This window comes from Streptomyces sp. NPDC028928 (assembly GCF_055564915.1).
In genome coordinates, this window is sequence record NZ_JBVHVI010000016.1 from 116,255 (window position 1) to 142,785 (window position 26,531).

Annotated in this window: 24 protein-coding genes; 9 read left to right on the top strand and 15 right to left on the bottom strand. The window is 70.0% G+C overall.

The window, feature by feature from the left end; all coding sequences use genetic code 11:
• Window positions 1-4: 4 nt before the first annotated feature.
• The gene (locus ACZ4U1_RS33220; protein ID WP_467907884.1) at window positions 5-1,297 is read right to left on the bottom strand and encodes a polysaccharide deacetylase family protein; all 1,293 of its coding nucleotides are present in this window, start codon (window positions 1,295-1,297) and stop codon (window positions 5-7) included.
• Window positions 1,298-1,340: 43 nt separating this feature from the next.
• Window positions 1,341-3,284 carry a transglycosylase domain-containing protein gene (locus ACZ4U1_RS33225; RefSeq protein ID WP_467907932.1) on the bottom strand — a complete coding sequence of 648 codons (1,944 nt, stop codon included), beginning with the start codon at window positions 3,282-3,284 and terminating at the stop codon, window positions 1,341-1,343.
• Window positions 3,285-3,770: 486 nt separating this feature from the next.
• Between ACZ4U1_RS33225 and ACZ4U1_RS33230 the strand changes: the two genes are divergently transcribed.
• Complete coding sequence (locus ACZ4U1_RS33230) at window positions 3,771-3,986, top strand: FmdB family zinc ribbon protein (protein WP_467907885.1); 216 nt, start codon at window positions 3,771-3,773, stop codon at window positions 3,984-3,986.
• An 18-nt stretch (window positions 3,987-4,004) separates the two neighbouring features.
• Here the strand turns inward: ACZ4U1_RS33230 and ACZ4U1_RS33235 are convergent, their stop codons facing one another.
• The 3 genes from ACZ4U1_RS33235 to ACZ4U1_RS33245 are packed head-to-tail and all read right to left on the bottom strand — an operon-like array spanning window position 4,005 to window position 8,488.
• On the bottom strand, window positions 4,005-4,817 hold the full coding sequence (locus tag ACZ4U1_RS33235; RefSeq protein ID WP_467907886.1) for an HAD family hydrolase: 813 nt from the start codon (window positions 4,815-4,817) through the stop codon (window positions 4,005-4,007).
• Entirely contained in the window at window positions 4,817-7,294 is a 2,478-nt protein-coding gene (locus ACZ4U1_RS33240) for a phosphoribosyltransferase (RefSeq protein WP_467907887.1), read from the bottom strand. Before ACZ4U1_RS33240 ends, ACZ4U1_RS33235 begins: the two co-directional genes overlap by 1 nt.
• Window positions 7,295-7,321: 27 nt before the next feature.
• The gene (locus ACZ4U1_RS33245) at window positions 7,322-8,488 is read right to left on the bottom strand and encodes an HpcH/HpaI aldolase/citrate lyase family protein (RefSeq protein ID WP_467907888.1); all 1,167 of its coding nucleotides are present in this window, start codon (window positions 8,486-8,488) and stop codon (window positions 7,322-7,324) included.
• Between the two features lie 176 nt (window positions 8,489-8,664).
• Between ACZ4U1_RS33245 and ACZ4U1_RS33250 the strand changes: the two genes are divergently transcribed.
• Entirely contained in the window at window positions 8,665-9,384 is a 720-nt protein-coding gene (locus ACZ4U1_RS33250; protein WP_467907889.1) for a TerD family protein, read from the top strand.
• Between the two features lie 18 nt (window positions 9,385-9,402).
• Here the strand turns inward: ACZ4U1_RS33250 and ACZ4U1_RS33255 are convergent, their stop codons facing one another.
• From ACZ4U1_RS33255 to ACZ4U1_RS33280, 6 genes are all read right to left on the bottom strand, one after another.
• Entirely contained in the window at window positions 9,403-10,140 is a 738-nt protein-coding gene (locus tag ACZ4U1_RS33255) for a TerD family protein (protein ID WP_467907890.1), read from the bottom strand.
• A gap of 88 nt (window positions 10,141-10,228) precedes the next feature.
• Window positions 10,229-11,368 carry a DUF475 domain-containing protein gene (locus tag ACZ4U1_RS33260; RefSeq protein ID WP_467907891.1) on the bottom strand — a complete coding sequence of 380 codons (1,140 nt, stop codon included), beginning with the start codon at window positions 11,366-11,368 and terminating at the stop codon, window positions 10,229-10,231.
• 50 nt (window positions 11,369-11,418) lie between these two features.
• Window positions 11,419-11,997: a TerD family protein gene (locus tag ACZ4U1_RS33265; RefSeq protein ID WP_189294074.1), complete on the bottom strand. Its 579-nt coding sequence runs from the start codon at window positions 11,995-11,997 to the stop codon at window positions 11,419-11,421.
• 110 nt (window positions 11,998-12,107) lie between these two features.
• Window positions 12,108-12,683, bottom strand: a complete 576-nt coding sequence (locus tag ACZ4U1_RS33270; RefSeq protein WP_014672465.1) for a TerD family protein — start codon at window positions 12,681-12,683, stop codon at window positions 12,108-12,110.
• Window positions 12,684-12,820: 137 nt separating this feature from the next.
• Window positions 12,821-13,279, bottom strand: coding sequence for a peroxiredoxin (locus ACZ4U1_RS33275; protein WP_467907892.1), 459 nt, complete (start codon window positions 13,277-13,279; stop codon window positions 12,821-12,823).
• Between the two features lie 129 nt (window positions 13,280-13,408).
• The gene (locus ACZ4U1_RS33280; RefSeq protein WP_059249203.1) at window positions 13,409-13,846 is read right to left on the bottom strand and encodes a DUF3052 domain-containing protein; all 438 of its coding nucleotides are present in this window, start codon (window positions 13,844-13,846) and stop codon (window positions 13,409-13,411) included.
• A 381-nt stretch (window positions 13,847-14,227) separates the two neighbouring features.
• Here ACZ4U1_RS33280 and aceE point away from each other — a divergent pair, with 381 nt between their 5' ends.
• Entirely contained in the window at window positions 14,228-16,975 is a 2,748-nt protein-coding gene (gene aceE / locus ACZ4U1_RS33285; protein WP_467907893.1) for a pyruvate dehydrogenase (acetyl-transferring), homodimeric type, read from the top strand.
• 71 nt (window positions 16,976-17,046) lie between these two features.
• Window positions 17,047-17,904, top strand: coding sequence for a potassium channel family protein (locus ACZ4U1_RS33290; protein WP_467907894.1), 858 nt, complete (start codon window positions 17,047-17,049; stop codon window positions 17,902-17,904).
• Here ACZ4U1_RS33290 and ACZ4U1_RS33295 read toward each other — a convergent pair.
• Window positions 17,858-18,163, bottom strand: coding sequence for a small hydrophobic protein (locus ACZ4U1_RS33295; RefSeq protein ID WP_189294080.1), 306 nt, complete (start codon window positions 18,161-18,163; stop codon window positions 17,858-17,860). The two genes, ACZ4U1_RS33290 and ACZ4U1_RS33295, sit on opposite strands and share 47 nt — an antisense overlap.
• Before the next feature lie 218 nt (window positions 18,164-18,381).
• Entirely contained in the window at window positions 18,382-20,001 is a 1,620-nt protein-coding gene (locus ACZ4U1_RS33300) for an MFS transporter (RefSeq protein WP_467907895.1), read from the bottom strand.
• Between the two features lie 90 nt (window positions 20,002-20,091).
• Between ACZ4U1_RS33300 and ACZ4U1_RS33305 the strand changes: the two genes are divergently transcribed.
• The 3 genes from ACZ4U1_RS33305 to ACZ4U1_RS33315 all read left to right on the top strand — a co-directional run bounded on the left by ACZ4U1_RS33305 (window position 20,092) and on the right by ACZ4U1_RS33315 (window position 22,955).
• A complete protein-coding gene (locus ACZ4U1_RS33305) occupies window positions 20,092-20,718 on the top strand; it encodes a TetR family transcriptional regulator (RefSeq protein ID WP_467907896.1) in 627 nt (208 codons plus the stop codon).
• Window positions 20,719-20,822: 104 nt separating this feature from the next.
• The gene (locus ACZ4U1_RS33310) at window positions 20,823-22,040 is read left to right on the top strand and encodes an alpha/beta hydrolase (protein WP_467907897.1); all 1,218 of its coding nucleotides are present in this window, start codon (window positions 20,823-20,825) and stop codon (window positions 22,038-22,040) included.
• A 66-nt stretch (window positions 22,041-22,106) separates the two neighbouring features.
• The gene (locus tag ACZ4U1_RS33315; protein ID WP_467907898.1) at window positions 22,107-22,955 is read left to right on the top strand and encodes a DUF4429 domain-containing protein; all 849 of its coding nucleotides are present in this window, start codon (window positions 22,107-22,109) and stop codon (window positions 22,953-22,955) included.
• 7 nt (window positions 22,956-22,962) lie between these two features.
• Here the strand turns inward: ACZ4U1_RS33315 and ACZ4U1_RS33320 are convergent, their stop codons facing one another.
• Window positions 22,963-23,418 (bottom strand): MerR family transcriptional regulator, encoded by a 456-nt coding sequence (locus ACZ4U1_RS33320; RefSeq protein WP_467907899.1) that lies wholly within the window; start codon window positions 23,416-23,418, stop codon window positions 22,963-22,965.
• A 232-nt stretch (window positions 23,419-23,650) separates the two neighbouring features.
• On the opposite strand from ACZ4U1_RS33320, the gene ACZ4U1_RS33325 reads away from it, so the two are divergent.
• Window positions 23,651-24,472: a serine hydrolase domain-containing protein gene (locus ACZ4U1_RS33325; RefSeq protein WP_467907900.1), complete on the top strand. Its 822-nt coding sequence runs from the start codon at window positions 23,651-23,653 to the stop codon at window positions 24,470-24,472.
• Window positions 24,473-24,545: 73 nt separating this feature from the next.
• Here ACZ4U1_RS33325 and ACZ4U1_RS33330 read toward each other — a convergent pair whose 3' ends face one another.
• A complete protein-coding gene (locus ACZ4U1_RS33330; protein ID WP_467907933.1) occupies window positions 24,546-25,199 on the bottom strand; it encodes a pirin family protein in 654 nt (217 codons plus the stop codon).
• Between the two features lie 74 nt (window positions 25,200-25,273).
• On the opposite strand from ACZ4U1_RS33330, the gene ACZ4U1_RS33335 reads away from it, so the two are divergent.
• A complete protein-coding gene (locus ACZ4U1_RS33335) occupies window positions 25,274-26,479 on the top strand; it encodes a PucR family transcriptional regulator (protein WP_467907901.1) in 1,206 nt (401 codons plus the stop codon).
• Window positions 26,480-26,531 lie beyond the last annotated feature (52 nt).

Consider the following 26,531-nt stretch of genomic DNA (forward strand, 5'->3'; position numbering starts at 1 on the left):
CTTGTCACTTGACGACCGCGGACCAGTCCGGCGACTGGGCGGGGTCCAGGCTGCGCAGGGCGGCCAGGGTCTGCGGCTTCTGCACGTCGAGCCAGTCGGCCAGTTCCTTGAAGGAGACGCACTTGACGCCCTTCTTGGTGCAGACGTTCTTGACGACCTGGTCGACGGATTTCATGTAGATGCCGCCGTTCCAGTCCTCGAAGTGGTTGCCGATGAACAGCGGGGCCCGGCTGCCGTAGTAGACGCGGTTGAAGCCCTTCATGTACGAGTCGACGGTCATCTGCTCCCACTCGGCGAACTTGGCGGGGTCGCCCTGGGTCTCGCCGTCGGACTGGTTGTAGAGGAAGTTGAAGTCCATGGACAGGGCCTGGACGTCGTCCGTGTACGGCAGCAGCTGCAGCGGGAAGTCCCAGATGCCGTTCTTCTTGCTGGGCCATATCTGGAAGTCGCCCGGGGAACTGGCGTCGTAGCGCCAGCCGTAGCTCTTGATGGCCTTCAGCAGGTTGGGCTGGCCCTCCAGGCAGGGCGCGCGGCCGCCGACGACCTCCTTCTTGAAGTCGAAGGGCAGCGCGGGTACGTCCTTCCAGCCGGTGTTGGTCTTCCAGTGCTCCACGAAGGAGTAGAACTGGTCGATCTCGCTCTTCCACTCCTGCACGCTCCAGTCGCCGCCGCCCTTGGCGCCGCAGAAGTGGCCGTTGAAGTGGGTGCCGATCTCGTTGCCGTCCTCGTAGGCCTTGCCCAGTTGCTCCAGTGTGGTGCGGATGTGGTCGTCGGTGGCGTAGTCGATCGCGGCGTCGCCCGGGGAGTGCATGGGGCCGTGGTACTGGGCCTTCTTGCTCTTGGGCAGCAGGTAGATGCCGGTGAGGAAGAAGGTCATGTGGGCGTTGTACTCCTTGGCCAGCTCCCGGTAGTGCGAGAACAGCTGGTCGCTGCCCTGCAGCGCGCCGTCCCAGGAGAAGACCACGAACTGCGGGGGCTTCTCGCCGGGCTTGAGCGGCTTCGGCTTCAGCTGCCCCTTCTGGGGCCCGGTGTAGGAGGTGGAGCCGTCGCCGAGGATCTTCGTCTTGCCGTCCCATTCCGGGGTCGGGGAGGCCTTCGGCGCGGTCGTGGGCTTCTTGCCGGCCGCGGCGGCCGGGGTGCTGCTGCTGTCCGTGCCGGACAGCGCCAGGAACCCGGCCACGAGCGAGGCCACGACGAGGAGGGCGGCCAGCGTCAGGACCTGCGGCCGGGTGGCGCGGGGCGCACCGCGGCGGCGAGGGGCTCGACGGCGGCCTGACGACGACATCTTGCGGGGCATGCGCGGCTCATTCTGCGGAAGGGGAGGGTGCACGGGTCCCGGCTCAGCCGAGGCCCGTCGCTGCCGACCAGAGGGCATACGGGACGCTGTTGGCGGATGTGCCGGCCAGGCCCTTGAGCGGCAGTGGCTCCAGGGACTTGGCCAGGTCGATCCGGTAGACGACGATCGCGGTGGACACGGAGTCGGCCGTGCCGACGTACCAGGCGGCGGTGTCCTTCTCGGTGGTGCCGGCCTTTCCGGAGACCCCGGGGCGGCCGGCCGCCGCCTCGGGGTGGGCGGTGCGGAAGGAGTCGGTGAGCGCCTCGGTGACCTCCTCGGCCACCTGGGCCCCGACGGCGCGCTTGGGGTGCGGGGTGGCCAGCGGGACCGGGGAGCCGTTGCGGGTGATGCGGCGCACCGAGTACGGCTCGGTGTGGTTGCCTTGGGCGGCGAAGGTGGCGTAGCCGCTGGCCATCCGGATCGCGCTGGGCGTGGAGTTGCCCATCGACAGGGCGGGCACCTGGGGGCCCATGCTGGAGGACAGCAGTCCGGAGGCCACGGCGGTCTGGCGCACCTGGTCCAGGCCGGTGTCCATGCCGAGCTGCATGAACGGGGTGTTCACCGATTTCGCCATCGCCTCGCGCAGGGTGATCTGTCCGTAGGACTTGCCGCCGTCGTTGTGCGCGGCGACCTTCTTGCCGCTGCGGTCCCAGTACGGCCCCTCGGGGGTGGTGACGGGCACGCCGTCGTCGCCGTTGTAGACGCTGTCCGGGGTGACCGGGGTTGCGGGTCCCACGCGTGTCTTGTGCACACCGTGTTCGAGTCCGGCGGCGTAGACGAACGGCGTGAACGCGGTGCCGGCCGGGACGGTGGTCGCGTTGGACTCGTTGTAGCCCTGCTTACGGTGGTCCGGGCCGCCGTAGACGGCGAGGATCCGGCCGTCCGCGGTCACCGAGGCGGCGCCGTAGTGGCCGTTCTTCGCCGCCTGCGGATCGTCCTTCTTCGCCTGCTTGCGGGCCTTGGTGACGGCGTCGGTGAGGGCCTTCTCCCGCTTGCGGTCGAAGGTCGTGTAGATCTGGTAGCCGCCGAGGTCGAACTGCTTGTCCGTCAGGTGCGCGGCCTTCTTGGCGTACTGCGACGCCAGCTCCACCAGGTAGTCGCTCTGCGCACCCGTGTTGTACAGCGGGTTGCTTCTCAGCGGCTCGGGGAACGTGGTGTACTCGGCCCGCTCCTGCGGCGACAGCTTGCCGATGGTGACCATGCGGTCCAGGATCCAGGACCAGCGCTCCACGGCCCGCGCGTGGTTGGCCTTGTTGAGGGTGGGGTCGTACAGGCCGGCGCCCTTGAGCAGGGAGGCGAGCATGGCCGCCTCGGAGGCGTTGAGCTTGCCGACGTCCTTGCCGTAGTAGGCCTGGGCGGCGCGCTGGATGCCGTAGCTGCCACGGCCGAACCAGCTGGTGTTGAGATAGCCCTCCAGGATCTGGTCCTTGCTCATCTTGTTGTCGAGCTTGAGGGCGATCATCGCCTCGGTGAATTTACGGCTGATCGTCTGGTTCTGTGTCAGGTAGACGTTTTTCACGTACTGCTGGGTGATGGTCGATCCGCCCTCGGTGTCCCCCTGCCCCAGCGTGCGGAACACCGCCCGGGTGATGCCTTTGGCGGATATGCCCGGGTCCGAGTAGAAACTCTCGTTCTCCGCCGCGAGCACCGCCCAGCGGACGTCCGGGGGTATGTCCTTCAGCGGCATCGCCTGCCGCTGCACCCAGCCCGTACGGGCCATGGGGGTGCCGTCGGACCAGAAGTAGACGTTGTCCTGCTGTGTCGCGTACGAGTTGAGGTTGTCCGGTATGTCCGTCATCGCGTACGCGGTGACGAGGAACGCGCTGAGCAGACCGAACGAGGTCAGGGTGGCGCCGAGCCACTGGCGCCAGGAGGGTATCCAGCGCCGCCAGCCGGTGCGGCCGGGGCGCGGATAGACCGGCTTCAGCCGGCGGGCGTACGGGGCCATGCGGCGCGCGTACGGGGCCAGCGGCCCGAGCAGGCGGCCGAGCGGCCCGAGCACGCGGCCGAGCGCGGCCGTGACCGCGTCCGCCGCCGCGGTGCGCTCCCGTCCGGCGGAGCGCGCGCCGCGGCGGCGCTCGGCCCGGCCGCCGCCCGGAGCGGCTGGCTCCGGTGGCGGGGGAACGCGCAACTGCATGGTCTCGTCCGCCCTGAGGGCGTCGACTCTCAGATGCAGGGTCTCGTCGGCTCCCGACGGCTTCTTCTCGCCACGGCCACCCCCCATGGGGCCGCCCTCCCCCTGCGACGCATCGGTCACGCCTGCGTCTCCCTCCGCACTCGGTCTTGCTCGCGCGGGTGAGCTGAGCATCCTCGCAACGGCGTTCACAAATTATCAGTAACGTTTTCGAATGACCTGCACATATGCCGGATGAAAAGCAACACTCAGGAAACATTGAGATGCCCCCGGCCAGGCCTTGACGGCTAACCTGGGCCCATGCCTCGTTACGAGTACCGCTGCCGGACCTGCGGCGACACGTTCGAACTCAACCGGCCCATGGCTCAGTCGGCCGCCCCCGCGACGTGCCCCGCCGGGCACGACGACACGGTCAAGCTTTTGTCGACGGTTGCCGTGGGCGGCGTGTCGCAGGCCTCCACGCCCGCTCCGGCCCCGCGGGCGGGCGGGTGCTGCGGCGGAGGGTGCTGCGGGTAGCCGCCTACGGGGCGTCCCCTACGTCGGCTGCCGCACCGCTCTCAGGAACTCCCGCAGGATCCGCTCCCCCGCCAGGACCCCCCTTTCCGGCAGTGCGCTGATCTCCGGGGCCGTCCAGCCCGTGTCCGCCAGTTCGCCGTGGCCCGGGCGCCAGCCCCTGTCGGCGGCCAGGAGCAGGTCGGCGTCGAGGAGGGAGTCGCCGGCGGCCAGCGTCAGCTCCGCGCCGGTGCGCCGGGCGACCTCGCGGACGGCCGCGCTCTTGGTGAGCGGCTTCGGGACGGCGTAGATCTTGCGGCCCTGCAGGGACACCGTCCAGCCGCGGTTCTCCGCCCACACCGCCAGCTCCTTCACCCAGTCCGCGGGCAGCAGCTCGCGCTCCACCACCAGATAGGCGAACAGGTCCTCGGCGATCCGGTGCTTGCGCACCCACACCGGGTCGGCGGACCGCAGCAGGTGCTCGCTGACCTCTTCCAGCGGCGCGCACTCGTCCGCGAGCCGCGCCAGTACGCGCGCGTGCCAGTCGGCGTCCGTGACCCCGTCCACCAGCAGGTGCCCGCCGTTGGCGCAGATCGCGTAGGCGGGCGGCGGGCCCGGCAGGTTGATGCGCTGGTACTGCTTGCGCGTCCGGGTCGTCGTCGGCACGAACACGGCCGTGTCCCCGAGGTCGGTCAGCAGCTGGGCCGCGGTCTCCGTCATGTAGGAGAGCGGCTTGGCTTCGTGCACCTCCACGCACAGCAGCCGGGGCGCCCGCGCATCGGGCATGGTCAGCGCCAGGGCCGCCGAGGAGTAGATCAGCGTACGGTCGAGGTCGCTCGCCACCAGCACCGGCATCAGACGTTCACCGCCTTGCCGTCGGCGCCCGTCGCGCCCCGCGTGTACTTGGGGTGGATGAGGCCGACGCAGGTGTACGGCAGGTCACCGACCTCCTCGACCGGCACCCCGCGCTGCTCGGCGAGCAGCCGCACATGGTCCAGGTCGGCGCCGGCGCCCTCACGCGCGAGGATCTTCCACGGCACCCGGCGCAGCAGCACCCGGGTGGTCTCGCCGACGCCCGGCTTGACCAGGTTGACGTCGTGGATGCCGTACTCCTCGCTGATCCGCTCCACCGCCCGCCAGCCCGCCCAGGTGGGGGTGCGGTCGGCGGCCAGCAGCTCCTTGACCGCGCCCTCTACGGCGTCGGCGACCTCCGGGAAGCGGGCGGAGACGGCGTCGAGGAAGGCCACGGAGACGTCGGCGCCGGCCAGTTCCCGGTAGAACTTGGCGCCGTGGAAGTCGTGCGGGCCGACCAGGTCGGCGCGCAGCACCGTACGGGAGATCAGCCCGGAGACGGTCGAGTTCAGGCAGGCGGAGGGGATGAGGAAGTCCTCGCGGGTGCCGTAGGTGCGCACGCAGGAGCCGGGGTCGGCGAGGACGGCGATCTCCGGGTCGAACCCGGTGACCCCCTCGGCGGCCTCGAACGCCTCGACGGCCTGGGCGAGTTCCCGGGTGATCGCGCCCTTGCCGGTCCAGCCGTCGACGAAGACGACGTCCCGGGGGTCGTGACGGTCGGCGAGCCAGCGCAGGGCGTTGGCGTCGATGCCCCGGCCGCGCACGATCGACACGGCGTAGTGCGGAAGGTCCAGGCCGTGCCGGAACTGCGCCCACCGGCGCATCAGGATCCCGACCGGGGTGCCCGCGCGGGCCAGGGAGACCAGCACCGGCCGGGGCGACCGCTCGGTGATGACGGTCTCGGTCACCACACCGACGGCCTGCGCGATCCGGGCCGCCGACGCGTCGAGCGCCGCGTGGAACAGCTCCTGGTACTGCGCGCTGGGCTGGTACTCCACCGGCAGCGACTCGGCGTAGTGCGCACCGCCGCTCTGGATGGCCTCCTCCCGCTCCTCGGTCGGCGCCTCCAGGGTCACGGCGGACAGGTCCTGGAGCAGCCAGCCGACCTCCTCCGGCGCGTACGAGGAGAATGCGGGGCCGCGGAGGGGCTCGGGCAGCATGACCGGCCTTTCGGGAGCGTGCGGGACGTACGAGGGTACGACCGCGAGCAGGACGTGCGGGACGTGCGCGGCGAGGGCGGCCAGCAGGCCGTCGGGCGCGTGCAGGGCGGGGGTGTCGGCGACGGAGTCGACCACGGTGACGACGGCGTCGAAACCGGCGCCGGCCACGTTGTAGGCGTACCGCTCGCCGGGCCCGTCGGCCGGGTCGTCGTGGGCCGGGAAGACCAGCCGGGTACGGATCGCATAGCCCGGGTCGTCCACCGCGAGCACGGGTGACCGCGTGGTGGTGGAGAACCGCACCTCGGCGTCCATGTCCCGCTCCAGCTCACGGGCGAGCCGCAGCGGGGCGTACATCAGCTCCTCGGAGCCGAGGACGAGCACGCGCCGGGCGCCGGCGGGGAGGGCGTCGCGCAGGCGGGCGGCCATGCCGGGCAGGGCGGCTTCGAGACGGGCGCGGTGGGCGGGGGTGAACCCGTGCCGACCGCCGTCGGGGAGGCCGGAAGGCCAGTGCAGGTCGACCCTTACGACCTGGTCCGACTGAGGCGCCCTTCCAGGGGCGCGGGGAACCGCGCGACCAGCCACAACGGTCCCGCACCCGGCGGACTCACATTCCGCGACCAGTCGCCGCCCCTTCTCCAGCACACCCTCCGGCAGCCGCACGACCCCGGACGCGGCGGCAACCAGATCCACCCGCGCCCCGATCTCCTCCGCGAACCGCTCCAACCGGCCGGAATCCTCGGCCGAGCGCATATCGACCAGAGCGACCACCACATACCGCTTCCGCGGATACCGCACATGCAGGTCACGAATGGTGTTCAACACGGTGTTACCGGTGGAGAACTCATCGTCCACCAGCACCAGCGGCCCGTCCCCGGCCAGTAGACCGGGGTCCTCCGGCAGCAGCAGATGCGACGTGGCGTGCGAGTGCGACTCCTCGAACCCGCCCGCCAGGGCGACCCCGGCCACCGGCCGCCGCGTGGAGTGCAGATACGGCGCTGAACCGAGCCCGTCAGCCACCGCATGGCCGAGCCCGGTCGCGGTCTCCGCATAACCGAGGACTACAGCAGCCGCCGCCTCAGCCTCGCCGAGCAGCGCAGCGACCCGTCGGCCCAGCCGGACCCCGTACTCGTACACCACGGCCGGCGACTGCGGCACGTGCTTGCCGAGGACGTTCGAGACCAGCAGGTGGGCCCGCTTGGGGTTGCGCCGCAGGGCCAGTCCGAGCAGCGCCGGAAGCTCGTCGTCGCCCACGAGTCCGACCCCGAGCCGCTCGGCGACCCAGCTGCCGGACCAGACCCCGTCGTTCACTGCGTTGTTCATGCGTTCCTTGGAGAGGTGGAGAAAGGTTCAGCCGGGTATGCCGGCGGCGAGCAGTTCCACGAAGCCGACGTCCTCGTTGGCGACGCCGAACACCTCGGCGCGCAGCAGGGTCCGCTCGGCCCAGGCGCGGTGCGGTTTCACTTCGTTCATCTTGTTCGTGTAGGCCGACCGGAGTACACCCCCGCCGCCGCGTTCCGGCCGCAGGATGTCCTGGGCGTCGCTGAACTCCTCGTGGCTGACCACGGAGAGTGCGTGGACGGGCAGGACGTGCGAGGGGTGGATGCAGGTCTTGCCGAGCAGGCCGTTGGCCTGGTCGAGGGAGATCTCCCGGAGCAGTCCGTCCATGGCGTGTTCGATCAGCTTCGCGCGCAGCTCGGCGGCCTGCACCTCCACGAAGGGGCTCTGCCTCAGCTGCGGCTTGAACATGCGTTCGGAAACGCGGAAGTACTCCCAGACCGGGCCGGTGACGGTGAAGCCGGTGCCGTCGGCGCGGCCGAGCATGTTCACGACGTCGGCGATCACGGAGGCGACGATCTGCACGTCGTAGGCCGTCATGTCGGGGGCGCGGCGCAGGCCGTAGGAGGAGCAGAAATCGGTCACGCCGAGGCGGAGGGCCAGCACCCGGTTGCGGTACTTGTCGACCGCGCGGAAGATCCCCTCCAGGGTCTCCACGCGGGACTCGCGGTAGAGCAGCTCCGGGGACTCCAGGACGGGCATGGCGAAGAGCCGCCGGCCGCAGGCCTTCTCGGCCGTGGTGAGGGCCTCCAGGAAGGGGATGCCGCGTTCCTCGGTGAACTTGGGCAGCACGAACCCGGACAGCAGGGGCACGGACGGGCCGAGGCGGCGGACCAGGTCCGGTATCTGCTCGGGGGCGCGGACCCGGATGAACAGCAGGGGCGGCTCCACGCCGGGCCGGGCGGCCAGCTCGGCGAACTGCCGGACCAGGTTCTCCTCCCCCGCGCCGACGTCCGCGTCGTCGATCGAGTCCTCCAGGCACAGCACCATCGAGACCACGCCGTTGCCGGCCTGTTTGACGATGTCGTCGGCGAGCCGGGGCCGGGTGGCCGGGCTGTACAGCGTGGCGCCCAGGGCCGCGGAGAGCAGCCGGGCCGGGGAGTCGGCGGTGAACGCGCACGGCTCCTGATGGAAGAGGCGCTGTCGCACCTCGGGGGCGATGTGCCCGAAATGACGCATAGGACTCCCTCAGGGTGCGGGTCAGGCCTGTGGGTTCGGCAAAGGGTGGCCGGTAATAGTACGTAGGGATCCATGTCGGGGGTTCCCGGCGGGCATGAATTTCCGGTAACTCGCCCATGTCGGCGCCGCCACCCCCCGCATTGTCGTGACCAGGACCGAGAGGGCAGGATGACCGCATGACGCACGCGATGCTGAAGGGGTCGAACGTCCCGCTGGAGGCCACCACGGTGCGCGCCGTGCTGCGCTGGACGCCCGGGCAGGGCGTACCGGACGTGGATGTGTCGGCGCTGCTGCTGGGCCCCGACGGCCGTGTGCGCTCCGACGAGGACTTCGTCTTCTACAACCAGCCCCGGCACCCCTCCGGGAAGGTGTGGCGGCTCGGCAAGAAGCGGATCGCCGAGGGGCTCACGGACACGATCCAGACAGACCTCTCCGGTGTGGAGCCGGGTGTCGGCCGGATCGTGCTGGTGGCCTCCGCGGACGGGGTCGCCTTCGACCAGGTGCCGGCGCTGTGCATCCTGCTGTACGACGCGGCGGTGGCCGACGGGGAGCCGCTGGCCCGCTTCGAGATCAAGCCGGAGACCGGCGCGGAGACGGCGCTGATCTGCGGTGAGCTGTACCGGCGCGGGGAGGGCTGGAAGTTCCGGGCGCTGGGCGAGGGCTACTCGAACGGGCTGAAGGGGCTCGCCACGGACTTCGGTATCTCGGTGGACGAGTCCGAGATGGAGGAGGAGCCGGCCTCGTCCCAGCCGTTGCCTCCGGAGCAGCCGACGGCCGCGGTTCCGGCGCAGCCGCCCGCCTATGGCTACCCCCAGCCGATGCCGGCGCCGGCGGCTGTGGCGGGGGACGGTTACTTCCGGCTGCCTCCGCAGGGGCCGCAGTTCATCGGGCGGTAGTGCGCGGGTTCAGCGCGTTCACCTGTCCACCTTCGTCTTGTAACCCCTGCCCCACTGCAGCCCCCACCCGTACAGGCGGTCCAGTTCGCCCTGGAAGCCGTAGACGAACTTGACCTCGCGGCGGACCATCAGTTCGCCCTTGATGTTCTCGATCATGACCACGGCGCAGGAGCGGGCCTGGGGGTGGCGTTCGTCGAGGCCTATCTCGATGCGGGGGCCGTTGCTCGGGTAGAGGGTGACGACGGCGTGGGTACGGTCGAAGGCGGGCGTCTGGTCGTAGATGTAGACGAAGACCAGCAGGCGTTTGAGGGCGTCGCGGTGGTCGAGGTTGACGTACATGGTCTCGCCGGACGCCGAGCCGAACCGGTCGTCGCCGCTGAGTTTGATGTACGGCGGTGCGTTGACGTCGCCCAGGTAGCCGCCGAGCGGCTGTACGACGCCCTTGGTGCCGTCGGCCAGCTCGTAGAGGCAGCCGAGGTCGAGGTCGACGTTGACCATGCTCTGCCCGTGGCCCAGGACCTCCGGCGGCTTCAGCGCCTTGAAGGGGTGCCGGAACAGGCTGGTCCGCTGGATCCCGTCGAAGTCCGAGGTGCGCATCCGCCAGGAGAGGTTGATGCGCAGGTGGCCGGTGGCCGCTTCCTGCTTGGTGAGGGACACCGTCTGGTGCCGTTTGGTCAGTTCGATGGCGTTGCTCGAGGCGTTGCCCGAGTCGAAGTCGGCCGCGCGCCCGCCCAGCAGTCCGTCGAAGAAACCCATTCCCGCCCCCAGGTACCTGTTGTGACGCCGACGGGGCGGCCGACCGTGTCGGCCGCCCCGCTCAGAGCGTTCCTCACCCGCCGGGGTGTCACACCCCGGAGGAGACCTCGGCCTTGTCGTCGCTGCCCTCGCCGGCCGCGGCCAGGGCGCGGTTGCGGCGGACGGAGGAGAAGAAGGACCAGGCGATCAGGACGACACCGACCAGGCCGGTGATGACCTCGTTGATCTCGTACTGGATGGTGATCATGAGGATCACGGCGAGGGCGCCGATGGCGTAGTGGGCGCCGTGCTCCAGGTAGACGTACTCGTCGAGGGTGCCCTGGCGGACCAGGTAGACCGTGAGCGACCGGACGTACATCGCGCCGATGCCCAGGCCGAGGGCCATCAGGACGATGTCGTTGGTGATGGCGAAGGCGCCGATCACACCGTCGAAGGAGAAGGACGCGTCCAGGACCTCCAGGTAGAGGAACATGAAGAACGCGGCCTGGCCGGCCAGGACGATCGCGGGCTTCTGCTTGCCGGTGCGGGCGGCCTCTTCCTCCTCCTCGTGCTCGCGCTCCTCCTCTTCCTCCAGCTTGTCCTCGAAGTAGCCGGAGAGACCGCCGACGACCATGTAGGTGATCAGACCGGCGATACCGGCGATCAGGACCGTCTGCGCCTTGTCGACGTGCGCGCCGCCGTGCTGGTGGGCGTGGGTGGCGAAGGTGAAGGAGGTGATCAGCAGGACGATCAGGGCGATGCAGACCGACAGCATGTCGACCTTGCCGAGCTTGGCCAGGGGCCGCTCGATCCAGCGCAGCCACTGGATGTCCCGGTCCTCGAAGATGAAGTCGAGGAAGATCATCAGCAGGAACATGCCACCGAACGCGGCGATCGCCGGGTGGGCGTCGGTGACCAGCTCCTGGTAGCGGTCCTTGTTGTTGAGCGCGAGGTCGACCGCCTCGATCGGGCCCAGCTTGGCGCTGATCGCGACGATGACGACGGGGAAGACCAGCCGCATGCCGAAGACGGCGATGAGGACACCGACCGTGAGGAAGATCTTCTGCCAGAAGGCGTTCATCTTCTTCAGGATTCCGGCGTTGACCACCGCGTTGTCGAAGGACAGCGAGATCTCCAGGATGGCCAGGATCGCCACGAGCCCGAAGGCGGTCCACCCCCCGTAGAACGCCGCCGCGACCAGACCGAGCGCGGTGACCGCGAACGACCAGCCGAAGGTTTTCAGAAGCACTGGCTACCCCATCGTGGTGTGTACGGGTCTCCCCCGAGCCGTACCGAGTTTTACGAAACGTTGACTCCGAAGTCTAGAGCGATCCCCCTGAGCCCCGACGCGTACCCCTGACCGACTGCACGGAATTTCCACTCACCCTGGTAGCGGTACAGCTCGCCGAAGATCATCGCGGTCTCGGTGGAGGCGTCCTCGCTGAGGTCGTAGCGGGCCAGTTCCTGGCCGTCGGCCTGGTTGACCACGCGGATGAAGGCGTTGGAGACCTGGCCGAAGGTCTGGCCGCGCTCGTCCGCCATGTGGATGGAGACGGGGAAGATGATCTTCTCGCACTGGGGCGGCACCTTGGCGAGGTCCACCAGGACGGACTCGTCGTCGCCCTCGCCCTCACCGGTGAGGTTGTCACCGGTGTGCTCCACGGAGCCGTCGGGGCTCTTGAGCTGGTTGTAGAAGACGAACCACTCGTCGCCCAGCACCCGGTTGCCGGCCCCGCACAGCAGCGCGCTGGCGTCCAGGTCGAAGGGGGCGCCGGTGGTGGACCGCGCGTCCCAGCCGAGCCCGATCATGACGTTGGTGAGGTTCGGTGCGGCCTTCGAGAGGGAGACGTTGCCCCCCTTGGCGAGTGTGACGCCCATGATGCTGGTCCTCCCCTGGTGGTGCTTCCCTGGTTGTCCTGCGCGTCCGGCGCCGCCCCTAAACGGAGCGGCGCCGGTCTCAAGGGCTTTCGGTCCTCACACGCCTGTCGTCAGACGTTGACGCCGAAGTCCTGCGCGATACCACGAAGACCCGAGGCGTAGCCCTGGCCGATCGCGCGGAACTTCCACTCCGCGCCGTGCCGGTACAGCTCACCGAAGACCATGGCGGTCTCGGTGGAGGCGTCCTCGCTCAGGTCGTAGCGGGCGATCTCCTGGCCGCCGGCCTGGTTCACGACGCGGATGAACGCGTTGCGGACCTGGCCGAAGGACTGCTGGCGGTTCTCGGCGTCGTAGATCGACACCGGGAACACGATCTTGTCGACGTCGGCCGGCACGCCGGCCAGGTTGACCTTGATCTGCTCGTCGTCGCCCTCGCCCTCACCGGTGAGGTTGTCACCGGTGTGCTCGACCGAGCCGTCGGGGCTCTTGAGGTTGTTGAAGAAGACGAAGTGCTGGTCGCTGATGACCTTGCCGGAGTTGTTCAGCAGCAGCGCGCTGGCGTCGAGGTCGAAGTCCGTGCCGGTCGTGGTGCGCACGTCCCACCCCAGGCCGACGATGACGGCGGTCAGGCCCGGGGCCTCCTTCGTCAGCGATACGTTGCCGCCCTTGCTGAGGCTGACTCCCACGGGTCCTCCATGTGGTGTCCAGGGGCGGGGAGCCCCGTCGTGCTTCGGATATGGGATCAACGTGCCGATCCTAGTGACGGGTTCCCGCCCCCCGCAGACCCTGGAGCCGAACCGTCACAGGTGTCGGCCCGCACGGCTCACAGAGTGTCGAGCGCCTTCACGTAGTCGTCGAGGTCACGGGCGTCCGGCAGGCCGTTGACCACGGTCCACCGCACGACGCCCTCCTTGTCGATGATGAAGGTGCCCCGGACGGCGCAGCCCTTGTCCTCGTCGAAGACGCCGTACGCGCGCGAGACGTTGCCGTGCGGCCAGAAGTCGCTCAGCAGGGGGTACTCGAGGCCCTCCTGCTCGGCGAAGACGCGCAGGGTGTGGATGGAGTCGTTGGAGACGGCGAGCAGCTGGGTGTCGCGGTCCGCGAACTTCGGCAGGTTGTCGCGCAGCTCGCACAGCTCGCCGGTGCACACGCCGGTGAAGGCGAAGGGGTAGAAGAGCAGGACCACGTTCTTCTCGCCGCGGAAGTCCGAGAGCTTCACGCTCCGGCCGTGGTTGTCCTTCAGTTCGAAGTCGGGCGCCTTGTCGCCGACCTGGATCGCCATCGTCGTGTATCCCTTCGGTGGGCTGATCGGGTGAGAGCACAGCAAACGCTGGACCCCACCCTACGCAGCGATCACCGGGGACCGCGGACGGGCCGATTCGGGGCCGGCCCGTCCGGGGGCGGACTCAGGTCACTTCTTGGGCTTGGTCGCCTTCGGCGTCGCCAGCCGCGAGCCGCTCCAGTCCTTGCCCACGCTGACGCTCTTGGCGGCCGTCAGACCGGCCGTCTTGGCGGCGTCCTGGATGTCGCTCGGCTCCACGTACCCCGCACGTCCGGTCTTCGGCGTGAGGAGCAGGATCGAGCCGCCCTCTTCGATGTACGTGGTGGCATCGACCAGCGCATCCGTCAGGTCGCCGTCGTCGTCACGGAACCACAGCACAACGGCGTCGGCCACGTCGTCGTAGTCCTCATCCATCAGGTCGCCTTCGACGGCTTCCTCGATGGCCTCGCGGAGCTCCTGATCGACGTCGTCGTCGTAGCCGATCTCCTGGACCACCTGCCCGGGCTGGAACCCCAGCCTGGCGGCAGGGTTCGTCCGCTCCTCCGCGTGGTCCGCGGTCGCGCTCACGGGTTGCCTCCTGATCATGTCTTGGTAAGTATCTCAGCCACGCGCGTGCGCGAAGCATTGGCCGTAGTCCACACGGGCGGGACGGATCGCGCAAGTACCCGGCCGTCGGGACCGTCGAAACGGTGACGATCCCGGCCGTGTCGCCGCAACTCCTGGCAGCGTATCCCGGTTCCACGCCAGCCACATCACACCGATGTGCCCGGTTTGCGCGGTTCGGAATCATCCGGGGTTACGTCGCTCGAACAACTTTGCCAAGCACGTCACACCCCGGGCGTATCGTTGCGTTTTGACCGGTACAGATGACGTACGCCGTCCCGAGGTACACGATGGGGAACGGTGTAGGCAGGTGCAGAACTGGCCCTCTGACAGGTAAGGAACAGCGTGGCTTCCGGATCCGATCGCAACCCGATCATCATTGGCGGCCTTCCGAGTCAGGTTCCTGACTTCGATCCCGAAGAAACCCAGGAGTGGCTCGACTCCCTGGACGCCGCCGTCGACGAGCGCGGCCGGGAGCGGGCCCGCTATCTCATGCTGCGCCTCATCGAGCGGGCCCGCGAGAAGCGCGTGGCCGTGCCCGAGATGCGCAGCACGGACTACGTCAACACGATCCCCACCAAGAGCGAGCCGTTCTTCCCGGGCAACGAGGAGATCGAGCGCAGGATCCTGAACGCGACCCGCTGGAACGCGGCCGTGATGGTCTCGCGCGCCCAGCGCCCGGGCATCGGCGTCGGCGGCCACATCGCCACCTTCGCCTCCTCCGCCTCGCTCTACGACGTCGGCTTCAACCACTTCTTCCGCGGCAAGGACGAGGGCGACGGCGGCGACCAGGTCTTCTTCCAGGGCCACGCCTCCCCTGGCATCTACGCGCGCGCGTACCTGCTCGACCGGCTCACCGAGCAGCAGCTCGACGGCTTCCGCCAGGAGAAGTCGAAGTACCCGAACGCCCTGTCCAGCTACCCGCACCCGCGCTCGATGCCGGACTTCTGGGAGTTCCCGACGGTCTCCATGGGCCTCGGCCCGCTCGGCGCGATCTACCAGGCGCGGATGAACCGCTACATGCAGGCGCGCGGCATCGCCGACACCTCGAAGTCGCACGTGTGGGCCTTCCTCGGCGACGGCGAGATGGACGAGCCGGAGTCGCTCGGCCAGCTCACCCTGGCCGCCCGTGAGGGCCTGGACAACCTGACCTTCGTGGTCAACTGCAACCTCCAGCGGCTGGACGGCCCGGTGCGCGGCAACGGCAAGATCATCCAGGAGCTGGAGTCGGTCTTCCGGGGCGCCGGCTGGAACGTGATCAAGCTGATCTGGGACCGCACCTGGGACCCGCTGCTCGCGCAGGACCGGGACGGGATCCTGGTCAACAAGATGAACATCACGCCGGACGGCCAGTTCCAGACGTACGCCACCGAGACCGGCGCGTACATCCGCGAGCACTTCTTCGGCGACGACCACCGGCTGCGCGCGATGGTCGAGAACATGACCGACGACCAGATCCTGCACCTGGGCCGCGGCGGCCACGACCACCGCAAGATCTACGCGGCGTTCAAGGCGGCCAAGGAGCACAAGGGACAGCCGACGGTCATCCTGGCCAAGACGATCAAGGGCTGGACGCTGGGCCCGAACTTCGAGGGCCGCAACGCCACGCACCAGATGAAGAAGCTGACGGTCGACGACCTGAAGCGCTTCCGGGACCGCCTGCACCTGCCGATCTCCGACAAGGAGCTGGAGTCCGGCCTGCCGCCGTACTACCACCCGGGCCGGAACTCGGAGGAGATCCAGTACATGCACGACCGCCGCAAGTCGCTCGGCGGTTACGTCCCGACCCGCGTCGTCCGCGCGAAGCCGCTCGCCCTGCCGGACGACAAGGCGTACGCGACCGTGAAGAAGGGCACGGGCCAGCAGTCCATCGCGACGACCATGGCCTTTGTGCGCCTCCTCAAGGACCTCATGCGGGACAAGGAGATCGGCAAGCGGTTCGTGCTGATCGCGCCGGACGAGTACCGCACGTTCGGCATGGACTCCTTCTTCCCGAGCGCGAAGATCTACAACCCGCTCGGCCAGCAGTACGAGGCGGTGGACCGCGATCTGCTGCTCGCCTACAAGGAGTCGCCGACCGGCCAGATGCTGCACGACGGCATCTCCGAGGCGGGCTGCACGGCCTCGCTGATCGCGGCGGGCTCGGCGTACGCCACCCACGGCGAACCGCTCATCCCGGTCTACGTCTTCTACTCGATGTTCGGTTTCCAGCGCACGGGTGACCAGTTCTGGCAGATGGCCGACCAGCTGGCGCGTGGATTCGTCCTGGGCGCGACCGCCGGCCGTACGACCCTGACCGGCGAGGGCCTCCAGCACGCGGACGGCCACTCCCAGCTGCTGGCGTCCACCAACCCGGCGTGCGTGGCGTACGACCCGGCGTACGCCTACGAGATCGCGCACATCGTGCAGGACGGCCTGCGCCGGATGTACGGCGGCTCGGCCGAGCACCCGCACGGCGAGGACGTCTTCTACTACCTCACCGTCTACAACGAGCCCATCCAGCACCCGGCCGAGCCGGCGAACGTGGACGTCGAGGGCATCGTCAAGGGCGTCCACCGGATCAGCGAGGGCACCGGCGGCTCCATCCCGGCGCAGATCATGGCGTCGGGCGTGGCGGTCCCGTGGGCCCTGGAGGCCCAGCGGATCCTCGCCGAGGAGTGGAACGTCAAGGCGGACGTGTGGTCCGCGACCTCCTGGAACGAGCTGCGCCGCGAGGCCGTGGAGTGCGAGGAGCACAACCTGCTGCATCCGGAGGAGGAGCAGCGGGTGCCGTACGTGACACGGAAGCTCAGCGGTGCCGAGGGTCCGTTCGTGGCCGTGTCCGACTGGATGCGATCGGTTCCGGACCAGATCGCGCGCTGGGTGCCCGGCACGTACCAGTCCCTCGGCGCCGACGGCTTCGGCTTCGCCGACACCCGGGGCGCCGCGCGCCGCTTCTTCCACATCGACGCGCAGTCGATCGTGGTGGCGGTGCTGACGGAGCTGGCACGCGAGGGCAAGGTCGACCGCTCCGCGCTGAAGCAGGCCATCGACCGGTACCAGTTGCTGGACGTGTCGGCGGCGGATCCGGGGGCGGCGGGCGGCGACGCGTAGCCCACGCGCTCGGCTCAGGGCGATGGAGCTTGATTCTCCATCGCCCTTACTCTTTCTTTACGATTGCCGGCATGGAGCAACTGTCGGCGCAGGCGCGGTGGGAGCGGCACACCCAGCGGCCGCTGTTGGCGCTCGCGGTGGCCTTCGCCCTCGCGTACGCGGTGCCGATCGTGGACGCCTCCGCCGGTCACTCCCTGACGGCCGTCTGCACGGCGGTGGAGTGGGTGGTGTGGGGGGCGTTCGCCCTCGACTACGTGGTCCGGCTGGCCCTCGCCCCGCACCGGAAGCAGTTCGTACGACGGCACTGGCTCGACCTGTGCGCGGTGGTCCTGCCGCTGCTGCAGCCGCTCCGGCTGCTGCGGCTGGTGTCGACGCTGATGCTGGTGGGCCGGCGGGCGCGGATGGCTCCGCAGATCCGGCTGACCACGTATGTCGTCGGGGCCGTGGTCGGCTTGCTGATGTTCGGGTCGCTGGCCGTGCTGTCCGTGGAGCGGGAGTCACCGCACGGGAACATCCGGACGCTGGGTGACGCGGTGTGGTGGTCGTTCACCACGATGACGACCGTCGGGTACGGCGATCACGCGCCGACGACCGGGCTCGGGCGGATGATCGCGGTCGGGCTGATGCTCTCGGGGATCGCCCTGCTGGGTGTGGTCACCGCGAACATCGCCGCGTGGTTCATCTCCCGCTTCGACAAGGACGACGTGGAGGAGCGGCGGCAGACGGAGGCGATCAGCGCTCTGACCGAGGAGGTACGGCTGCTCCGGGCCGAAGTGGCTCGCCTGGCCGAGCGCCCCGAGCAGGGGCGGGCAGCCGCGCGGTCGGCAACCACGCAGCCGCCGCCGCTGGAGCACCTTCCGCTGGGCGGAGAGGGGCTGTCGGCTACAGGAGACCGTGGCCCCAGGTCGCCGCGCCCGCCAGGGCGATGATGGCCAGCAGCGTGTCGATCGCGCCCAGGATCAGGGCCACCAGAGCGGGGACGTCGCGGTCGTTCGACCACGTGCGGCCCATCGCCTGCCAACCGCAGAACATCGCCACCGGGCCCAGCACGATGCCCAGCGCGAAGAAGCCGGCCACCGCGCAGATCGTGCCGATGATCCCGAGCGTCGCACGGTCCGGCCCTGTCCGTTGCCACGTCCGGCCACGTGACCGGGGGTACCCGCGCGTTCCGTGCCCGAAGCCTGCCATCATCAACTCCCTGATGTCTGCGGACAGTTCGGCTTCGGTCTGCGGGTACCCCGGTTTCGCCGGGACAGACGTGCGCGCGCTGCCCCCCTCCAGCAGCGCGCGCCGCTGCCCGTCCGTCCTCCCATGCCCTGCGGAGGACTTGACCCACTGTGACCTGCGGCGCGTGCCGAGAGCGAGGGATCTTTAGCGGAGTCACCCTGATAGGGGAACTCCGCCGCTCAGATGTGGCCCACGCCCGCGCCCGCCTCCGCGTTCGTGCCCCGCTTGGTGAGCAGCGCGACGAGGACGGCGACCAGCGCGACACCGGCCGCGACCAGGGAGGCGAGGCTCATACCGGAGAGGAACGTGTCGTGCGCGACGGTGGTGATCTTCGCGGCGACCCGCTCCTGCATGTCCTTCGTCACCGGCGCCACACCGACCTGGACCGCCTCGGAGGCCTTGTCCAGCTGTCCGGGGGTCAGCTTCGGCAGCCCCGCGTCCGCCCACTTGCCCGGCAGCACGCTGTCGACCTTGGAGGCCATCACGGCACCCAGCACCGCCGTACCGAGGCTGCTGCCGATCTGCATGGCCGCCTGCTGGAGGCCGCCCGCCACGCCGGACAGCTCCATGGGGGCGTTGCCGACGATGACCTCGGTGGCGCCGACCATGACCGGCGCGAGCCCGAGGCCGAGCAGGGCGAACCAGAGGGACATCACACCGCTGCCGGTGTCGGCCTCCAGCGTCGACATGCCGTACAGCGCGACCGCGGTCACGGCCATGCCGAAGGCGAGCGGGATGCGCGGGCCGAGCTTGGTGATCGCGGTGCCGGCGAGCGGCGAGCCGATGATCATCATGCCGGTGAGCGGCAGCAGGTGCGCGCCCGCCTTGACCGGGCTCATCCCGTGGACGTTCTGCAGATAGAACGTCACGAAGAACAGGCCGCCCATGAAGGCGATGGCCATCAGGACCATCAGCACGACACCCGCCGACAGCGCGACCGAGCGGAACAGGCCCAGCGGGATCAGCGGTTCGGCGACCTTGGTCTCCCAGAAGGAGAAGACGGCGAAGAGCACCACGGACGCCGCGATGAACAGCCACGTCTTGCTGTCGCCCCAGCCCCAGGCCGGGGCCTTGATGAGGGCCCAGACCAGGCAGAACATCGCCCCGGACAGCAGGGCGATGCCGAGCAGGTCGAAGGAGCGCGGGGCGTTCTCGGCCCGGTGGTCGAGCAGGATCAGCGCGCCGAGGAGCAGCGCGAGGGCACCGACCGGCACGTTGATGAAGAACACCGACTGCCAGTTGACGTGCTCGACGAGGACACCGCCGAGGATCGGGCCGCCCGCGGTGGACGCGCCGATCACCATGCCCCACACGCCGATGGCCATGTTCAGCTTCTCGGCCGGGAAGGTGGCCCGCAGCACGCCGAGCGCGGCCGGCATCAGCAGCGCGCCGAACAGGCCCTGGAACACCCGGAAGGTGACGACCGCGGCGATGCTGCCGGACAGCCCGATCGCGCCGGAGGCGGCGGCGAAGCCGGTCACACCGATGAGGAAGGTCTGCCGGTGGCCGAAGCGGTCACCGAGCTTGCCCGCGGTGATCAGGGTGACCGCGAGGGCGAGGAAGTAGGCGTTGGAGACCCATTGCACGTCGGCGAAGGACGCGTTCAGGTCGTCCCGGATGGCCGGGTTGGCGATGGCCACGATGGTGCCGTCGAGGGCCACCATCATGACCCCTACGGCGACGGTGATGAGGGTGAGCCACGGATGGCCGCGCAGGCCGGCGGCCGGCCGCGGTCCCGACGGAGCAGCCGGTGCTTCGTCCCCCGGCCCCGTCGCGTCGACGGTGGTCTGACTAGTCATACACTCAGGCTAGTGACAGCCACTGACAGTTGACAAACGAGTTCACTAGTCGGTTACTGACACGACATCCCCGGACAGGAGAGAGAGGCCATGGAGACGCTGCGGGAACGCAAGAAGCGGCATACGCGGGAGTCGCTGCTGCGGGCCGCTCTCGAACTGTTCACCAGCCAGGGCTACGAGCGGACCACCATCGACGAGATCGCCGAGGCCGTCGACGTCTCCCAGCGCACCTTCTTCCGCTACTTCGCGGGCAAGGAGGACGTGGCCCTCACGGTGCAGAAGATGACGGAGGCGGCCTTCGTCGCGGCCGTACGCGCGCGTCCGCCGCACGAGGCGCCGATGAAGGCCCTGCGGCAGGCGTTCCTGGAGGGCTGGGACACGATCCGCGAGACCGTCGAGTCGGTCGTCCCGGTCGAGCTGCACCTGCGCATGTACCGGACCATCGAGTCCACGCCCGCGCTGCTCGCCGCCCATCTGCGCCGGTCGGCGGCGACGGAGGAGACCATCGCGCGCGTGCTGGCCGAACGGGAGGGCGTCGACGTGGACACCGACCCGCGGCCCCGGCTGGCGGTGGCCGTCTTCGGCGCTGTGATCCGCGTCTCGGAACGGCGGTGGTGCACGAGCGAGGACTTCGGCCTGGAATCGATCCGCACGCTCACCGCGGAGTACCTCGATCAGGTGGGTTCGGCGCTCACGGGAAACTGGCGCACCGGCTGAGATCGTTGGGCAGATCACCGAGACCGTGTTCGGTAACCGACGAAACGTGATCCCTGTCACTCGGTTACCGCGAGACCCTCCCGTTCTCCTAGTGTGTCCTCCCAGTGACTTCCTTCGACACCTCCCCGCAATTGAACGTCTGGCGCGCACTGCTGGCGCTGGCCGTCGTGTTCGTGATGCTCGCGACCACCGGCTGGACCGCCCTGCGCAGTCACCGGGAGTCGACAGCCCTGCAGGCCTCGCTCACCAAGTGGGAGCACGGCCACATCCACGGTCTGCGCCTGCCGGACCCCGAGGCCGCCCCGGCGCGCCTCGCCCGCTTCTTCGCCTCGCTCACCCCGCGCGAGCGCGACCGCCTCGCCCACCGCTACCCGCTCGCGGTCGGCAACATGAACGGCGCCCCCGTCTCCCTGCGCTACCGGGCCAACCGCATCGCGCTGGACCAGGCCCGCAAGGTCGAGCGCACCCGCATGCACGACAGCCGGCTCAGCACCGCGGGCCAGCAGGACGCGGGCCGCCGGATGCACCGCTACGAGTCCCTGCTGAACCCCCGCCGGCAGATCCTGGCCTTCGACCCCGAGGGTTCGGGCCGGATCGCCGAGGTCTTCGGCAACCTCACCAAGGCCCAGCGGATCTCGGTCGTCGTCCCCGGCGTCGACACCGACCTGCTCACCTTCCAGCGGACGAACCGCAGGTACAGCGCCCCGGTCGGCATGGCCAAGGCGCTGTACGCGGCCGAGCGCAAGGCGAGCCCCGCGACCCGTACGGCGGTGATCGCCTGGGCCGACTACACCTCCCCGGACGGTCTCGGGGTGGACGCGGCCACCGGCCTGCGCGCCGAGGAGGGCGCCGTACGGCTGAACGCGCTGCTGCGCGCCCTGCCCGGCCGGTCCCCGGTGTCGATGTTCTGTCACAGCTACGGCTCGGTGGTCTGCGGTGTCGCCGCGCGCGGGATGCCCCGCCGGGTCGCCGACCTGGCGGTGGCCGCGAGCCCCGGCATGCGCGCCGCCAGCGCCTCCCGCCTGGGCACCTCGGCCCGGGTGTGGGCCATGCGGGACGCCAGCGACTGGGTGCGGGACGTTCCGTACCTGGAGCTGGGCGGCCTCGGCCACGGCGCCGACCCGGTGTCCTCGGCGTTCGGGGCGCGGGTGCTGTCGGCCCGGGACGCCCAGGGCCACAGCGGTTACTTCCAGCCCGGCACGGACAGCCTGCGCAACCTCGCCGACATCGGCGTGGGGGCGTACGACGAGGTGACGTGCGCCCGGGAGAACGATGCGTGCCGGTCCGGTCTGTCCGGCACGACGACGGCCGGACGCGCGTAGAAACAGCAGGAAGTGCGGTCTGCGCGGGTGGCGACGGAGGAGCACGTGCCGCATACGATGAGCCGCATGGGTGACGTACTGGCGGGTTTTCATGCCGTCTGGGAGTTCGAGTCCGACTCCGTGCTCATCCGTTACGAACGGGGGATTCGAACACCGAAGCTGTTCCAGGCGCTCGGTGAGCGCCGGATTCCGCTGTCCGCGGTCGAGGGGGTGAGCCTCGCCCCGGGCAGGCGCGGCACGGTCGTGCTGCGCCTGGAGCCGCGTCCCGGCGCGGATCCGCTGATGGAGGCGGCCGACGGCCAGCTGAAGGAGGGCGCGGACCCGTACCGGCTGGTGCTGCCGGCCGAGCGGGAGACCCTCGCCGAGTACTACGCCGACGAGCTGAAGGGGCTGCTGACCGAGTCCGGTCCGGCCGAGCGGCACCTGGTGGCGGCGCCCGACGCTCCGCTGCAGTTCAAGGCGTACGACGGGAAGGCGTCCTTCGACGGCACGTCCGTGCAGTTCCGCTGGTCCTGGACCGGGGCGTCCTCGGCGAAGTGGAAGGCCGGCGACCAGAGCTTCCCGGTGGCCGAGCTGAGCGGGGTGGAGTGGCGGTCGCCGGAACTCTTCGAGGGACATCTGCGCCTGCTGCCCCGCGATCCGGGCTCCGCCCGCTCCGCGCAGCCGGACCAGGACCCGGCGTCGGTGGTGTTCGGGCTGGGGTACGGCCCGGTGCACGAGTCCCTGCCGTTCGCCGCGGCGGTGCTGGCGGCGGTGCGGACGCGTGGGCCGGTACCCGTGGCACCGGCCGTGTCCCGACGCGACCCGGCCGACATCGCCGAGCGGATCCGTCATCTCGGGGAGCTGCACCAGGCCGGGCTGGTCACCGATGAGGAGTTCTCCTCGAAGAAGGCCGAACTGCTGGCGGAGCTTTAGCGCGTGCTTACGCCTCCGCCGCGTAGAAGCTGATCTTCCGGTCGAGGACGCCGAGGGTGTCGTGGAGTTCCGCGATGCGGTTCAGCACGTCCCTGCGGGTCGACTCCAGCAGTTGCCGGCGTTCGGCGAAGGTGTGGTCGCCCTCTCTGACCAGTTCCGCGTACCGGACCATGTCCGCGACCGGCATGCCGGTCAGCCGGAGCTTGGTCACGAAGTCCAGCCAGTCCAGGTCGCGGTTGCTGTAGCGGCGCTGGCCCGTGTGCGAGCGGTCCACGTGCGGCATCAGGCCGATCCGCTCGTACCAGCGCAGTGTGTGCGCGGTCAGGCCGGTGAACGCGACGACCTCGCTGATCGTGTAGCGGTCCTGGCCGTCGGGGCGCGGATGGCGCCGGGGCGGGGCGGAGCAGATGTCGGCGGGGGTGGCGCGCTCGGTGGCCGCTGGCGTGGTCTGCATCACCGTCATGGACCCCACGCTATGGCCTTCGAGTGCACTCCAAGCAAGCCGGTTCGGTAAGAAATCGGCAGGACGACGCCCGGGGCGGCTGACTCCCCGAGGAGGACGGGGACTTCGCCGCGTTCGTCGTGGAGCGTCCCGGGCGGCCCGGAGCGCCGGCCGCTGTGCACCCCGCTCGGCTTCGCACAAGATCCCGACCCGTCGATGCGGCCGCCGCTGTGAGCCGCATAGGCTCGGACGCATGTCGTTGCAGAGCCTGGCGCTGATCGAGAACTGGCCCGTCCCCACCGCCGCGGCGGGTGTCGTACGAGCCGACGGGACCGTCCTCGGGACGCACGGTCCCGTCGGGCACCGCTTTCCCCTCGCCTCCGTCACCAAGCCGCTGGCGGCCTACGCCGCGCTCGTGGCGTACGAGGAGGGCGCGGTCGAGCTGGACGAGCCGGCCGGTCCGCCCGGGTCGACGGTCCGGCATCTGCTCGCGCACACCTCCGGGCTGGCCTTCGACGAGCACCGGGTGACGGCTGCGCCCGGGGAGCGGCGGCTGTACTCCAACGCCGGGTTCGAGCAGCTCGGGGACCACATCGCCAAGGCGACGGACATTCCGTTCGCCGAGTATCTGCGACAGGCCGTGCTGGAGCCGCTGGGCATGGCGTCGACGTCGCTGGAGGGGTCGCCGGCGAAGGACGGGGTCTCGACGGTCGAGGATCTGCTGCGGTTCGCGGCGGAGGTGCAGGCGCCGCGACTGCTGGATGCGCGGACGGTGGCGGCGGCGATGACCGTGCAGTACCCCGGGACGAAGGGCGTCCTGCCGGGGTACGGCCACCAGAACCCGAACGACTGGGGCCTGGGCTTCGAGATCCGTGACGGGAAGTCGCCGCACTGGACGGGGAGTTCCTCGTCGGCCCGGACGTTCGGGCATTTCGGTCAGTCCGGTACGTTCCTGTGGATCGACCCTGATGCGGGGGTCGCCGGTGTCGCCCTGACGGACCGGGCGTTCGGCCCCTGGGCGATCGAGGCGTGGCCGGCGTTCACGGACGCGGTGCTGGCGGAACTCCGGGGCTGAGGCAGCGCCCCGAAGGGTCGCGGGGAACTGCGCGACCAGCCCCCACCGGCCCGCGGCCGAACGACGGCCGGAACTACGGTGCCATCTCCCACAGCAGCAGTTCCGTCGAGGTCAGCCCCGCCGCCGTCAGTCCCCGGGCCTCCGTGATCCGGGCCGAGTCGCCGGGGTGCAGGTCCTCCCCCGCCAGGTGGACCTCGCCCCGGACCACGTGCACGTACACGTACGCCGCCTCGGGGATCGCGGTGCGCTCGCCCGGGTCCAGGCGCCGTACGTGCAGCACCGCCCCCGCCGCCGGTACCGCGTACGGCGTCGCGTCGGCGATGCCCGGGACGAGGGCGTAGGCGGGGTCGCCGCCGGGCTCGCGTGGTGTCAGCCACATCTGGACGAAGGTCAGCGACACCGCCCCGTCGTTGCGTTCCACGTGCCGGACGCCCGCCGCCGCGCTGAGGTGCTGGACGTCCCCGGGGCGGACCCGCGTCTCGTGGCCGGCCGAGTCGCGGTGGGTCAGCTCGCCCTCGACGACCCAGGTGACGATCTCGGTGTGGCTGTGCGGGTGTTCGTCGAAGCCGGCGCCGGGGGCGAGCCGCTCCTCGTTGCAGGCGATCACCGCGCCGAAGCGGAGATTGTCCGGGTCGTAGTGCGGGCCGAAGGAGAAGGCGTGCCGGGTGTCGATCCCGGCCTTGAGGTCCCCTCCGCGATAGCGCTCACCGGCGCGCCGTACATCGATCACGGGCACCACCGTAGACCTCATCCGTGACCCGGCGGCGCACGGGCCCGTCCCGATAAGGCAGTCTTGTCCCCGTGCCCGAACCCGAATCCCACAACGGCGATCCCGCAGCCCACGACATCCACGCGCACGCCGCGACCCTGAAGCGACTGGAGAAGTCCTCCGGGAGGCTCGCCGCGCAGGCGATCGCGCGGATGGACGAGACCCTGCCGTGGTACCGGGCCATGCCCCCGGAGAACCGTTCCTGGATCGGTCTCGTCGCCCAGGCGGGAATCGCGGCCTTCACCGAGTGGTTCCGGCGCCCGGACGCACCCCAGGCGATCTCCACGGACGTCTTCGGCACCGCCCCGCGTGAGCTGACCCGGGCCATCACGCTGCGGCAGACCGTGGAGATGGTGCGGACCACCATCGAGGTCATGGAGAGCGCCATCGACGAGGTGGCCGCTCCCGGCGACGAGAGTGTGTTGCGCGAGGCGCTGCTGGTGTACGCCCGGGAGATCGCCTTCGCCACCGCCCAGGTGTACGCCCAGGCCGCCGAGGCACGCGGTGCCTGGGACGCGCGGCTGGAGTCGCTGGTCGTGAACGCCGTACTGAGCGGGGAGGCGGACGAGGGGGCGGTCAGCCGGGCCGCCGCGCTGGGCTGGAACTCGCCCGAACATGTGTGCGTGGTGCTCGGGACCGCGCCCGACGGGGACAGCGAGCTGACGGTCGAGGCGATCCGGCGGGCGTCCCGGCACGCCAAGGTCCAGGTGCTCACCGGGGTGCTCGGGGACCGGCTCGTCGTCATCGCGGGCGGCAGCGACAATCCGCTCGCCGTCGCCAAGTCGCTGATCGGGCCGTTCGCCGCCGGACCGGTGGTCGCGGGTCCGGTCGTACCCGATCTGCTGGCCGCCACCCGGTCCGCGCAGGCCGCCGCCGCCGGGCTGAAAGCCTGTTCCGCCTGGCAGGACGCGCCACGGCCGGTGCTCGCCGACGACCTCCTGCCGGAGCGGGCCATCGCGGGCGATCCGAGCGCCCGCGAGCAGCTGGTGGAGGAGATCTACAGACCGCTGGAGGAGGCCGGCTCGGCACTCCTGGAAACCCTGAGTGTCTACCTGGAGCAGGCGAGCAGCCTGGAAGGCGCGGCGAGGATGCTCTTCGTTCACCCGAACACCGTGCGCTACCGGCTCCGACGTGTGACTGACGTCACCGGATGGTCGCCTTCGGATGTACGATCCGCGTTCACACTGCGGATCGCGCTCATCCTGGGGCGTCTGGCCGACGCCGAACCCCAGGCATAGGGTTTTGTCGGAGGCCCACAAAAGCCCTTCGTGTTCTTCGTCCTTGTCCCCA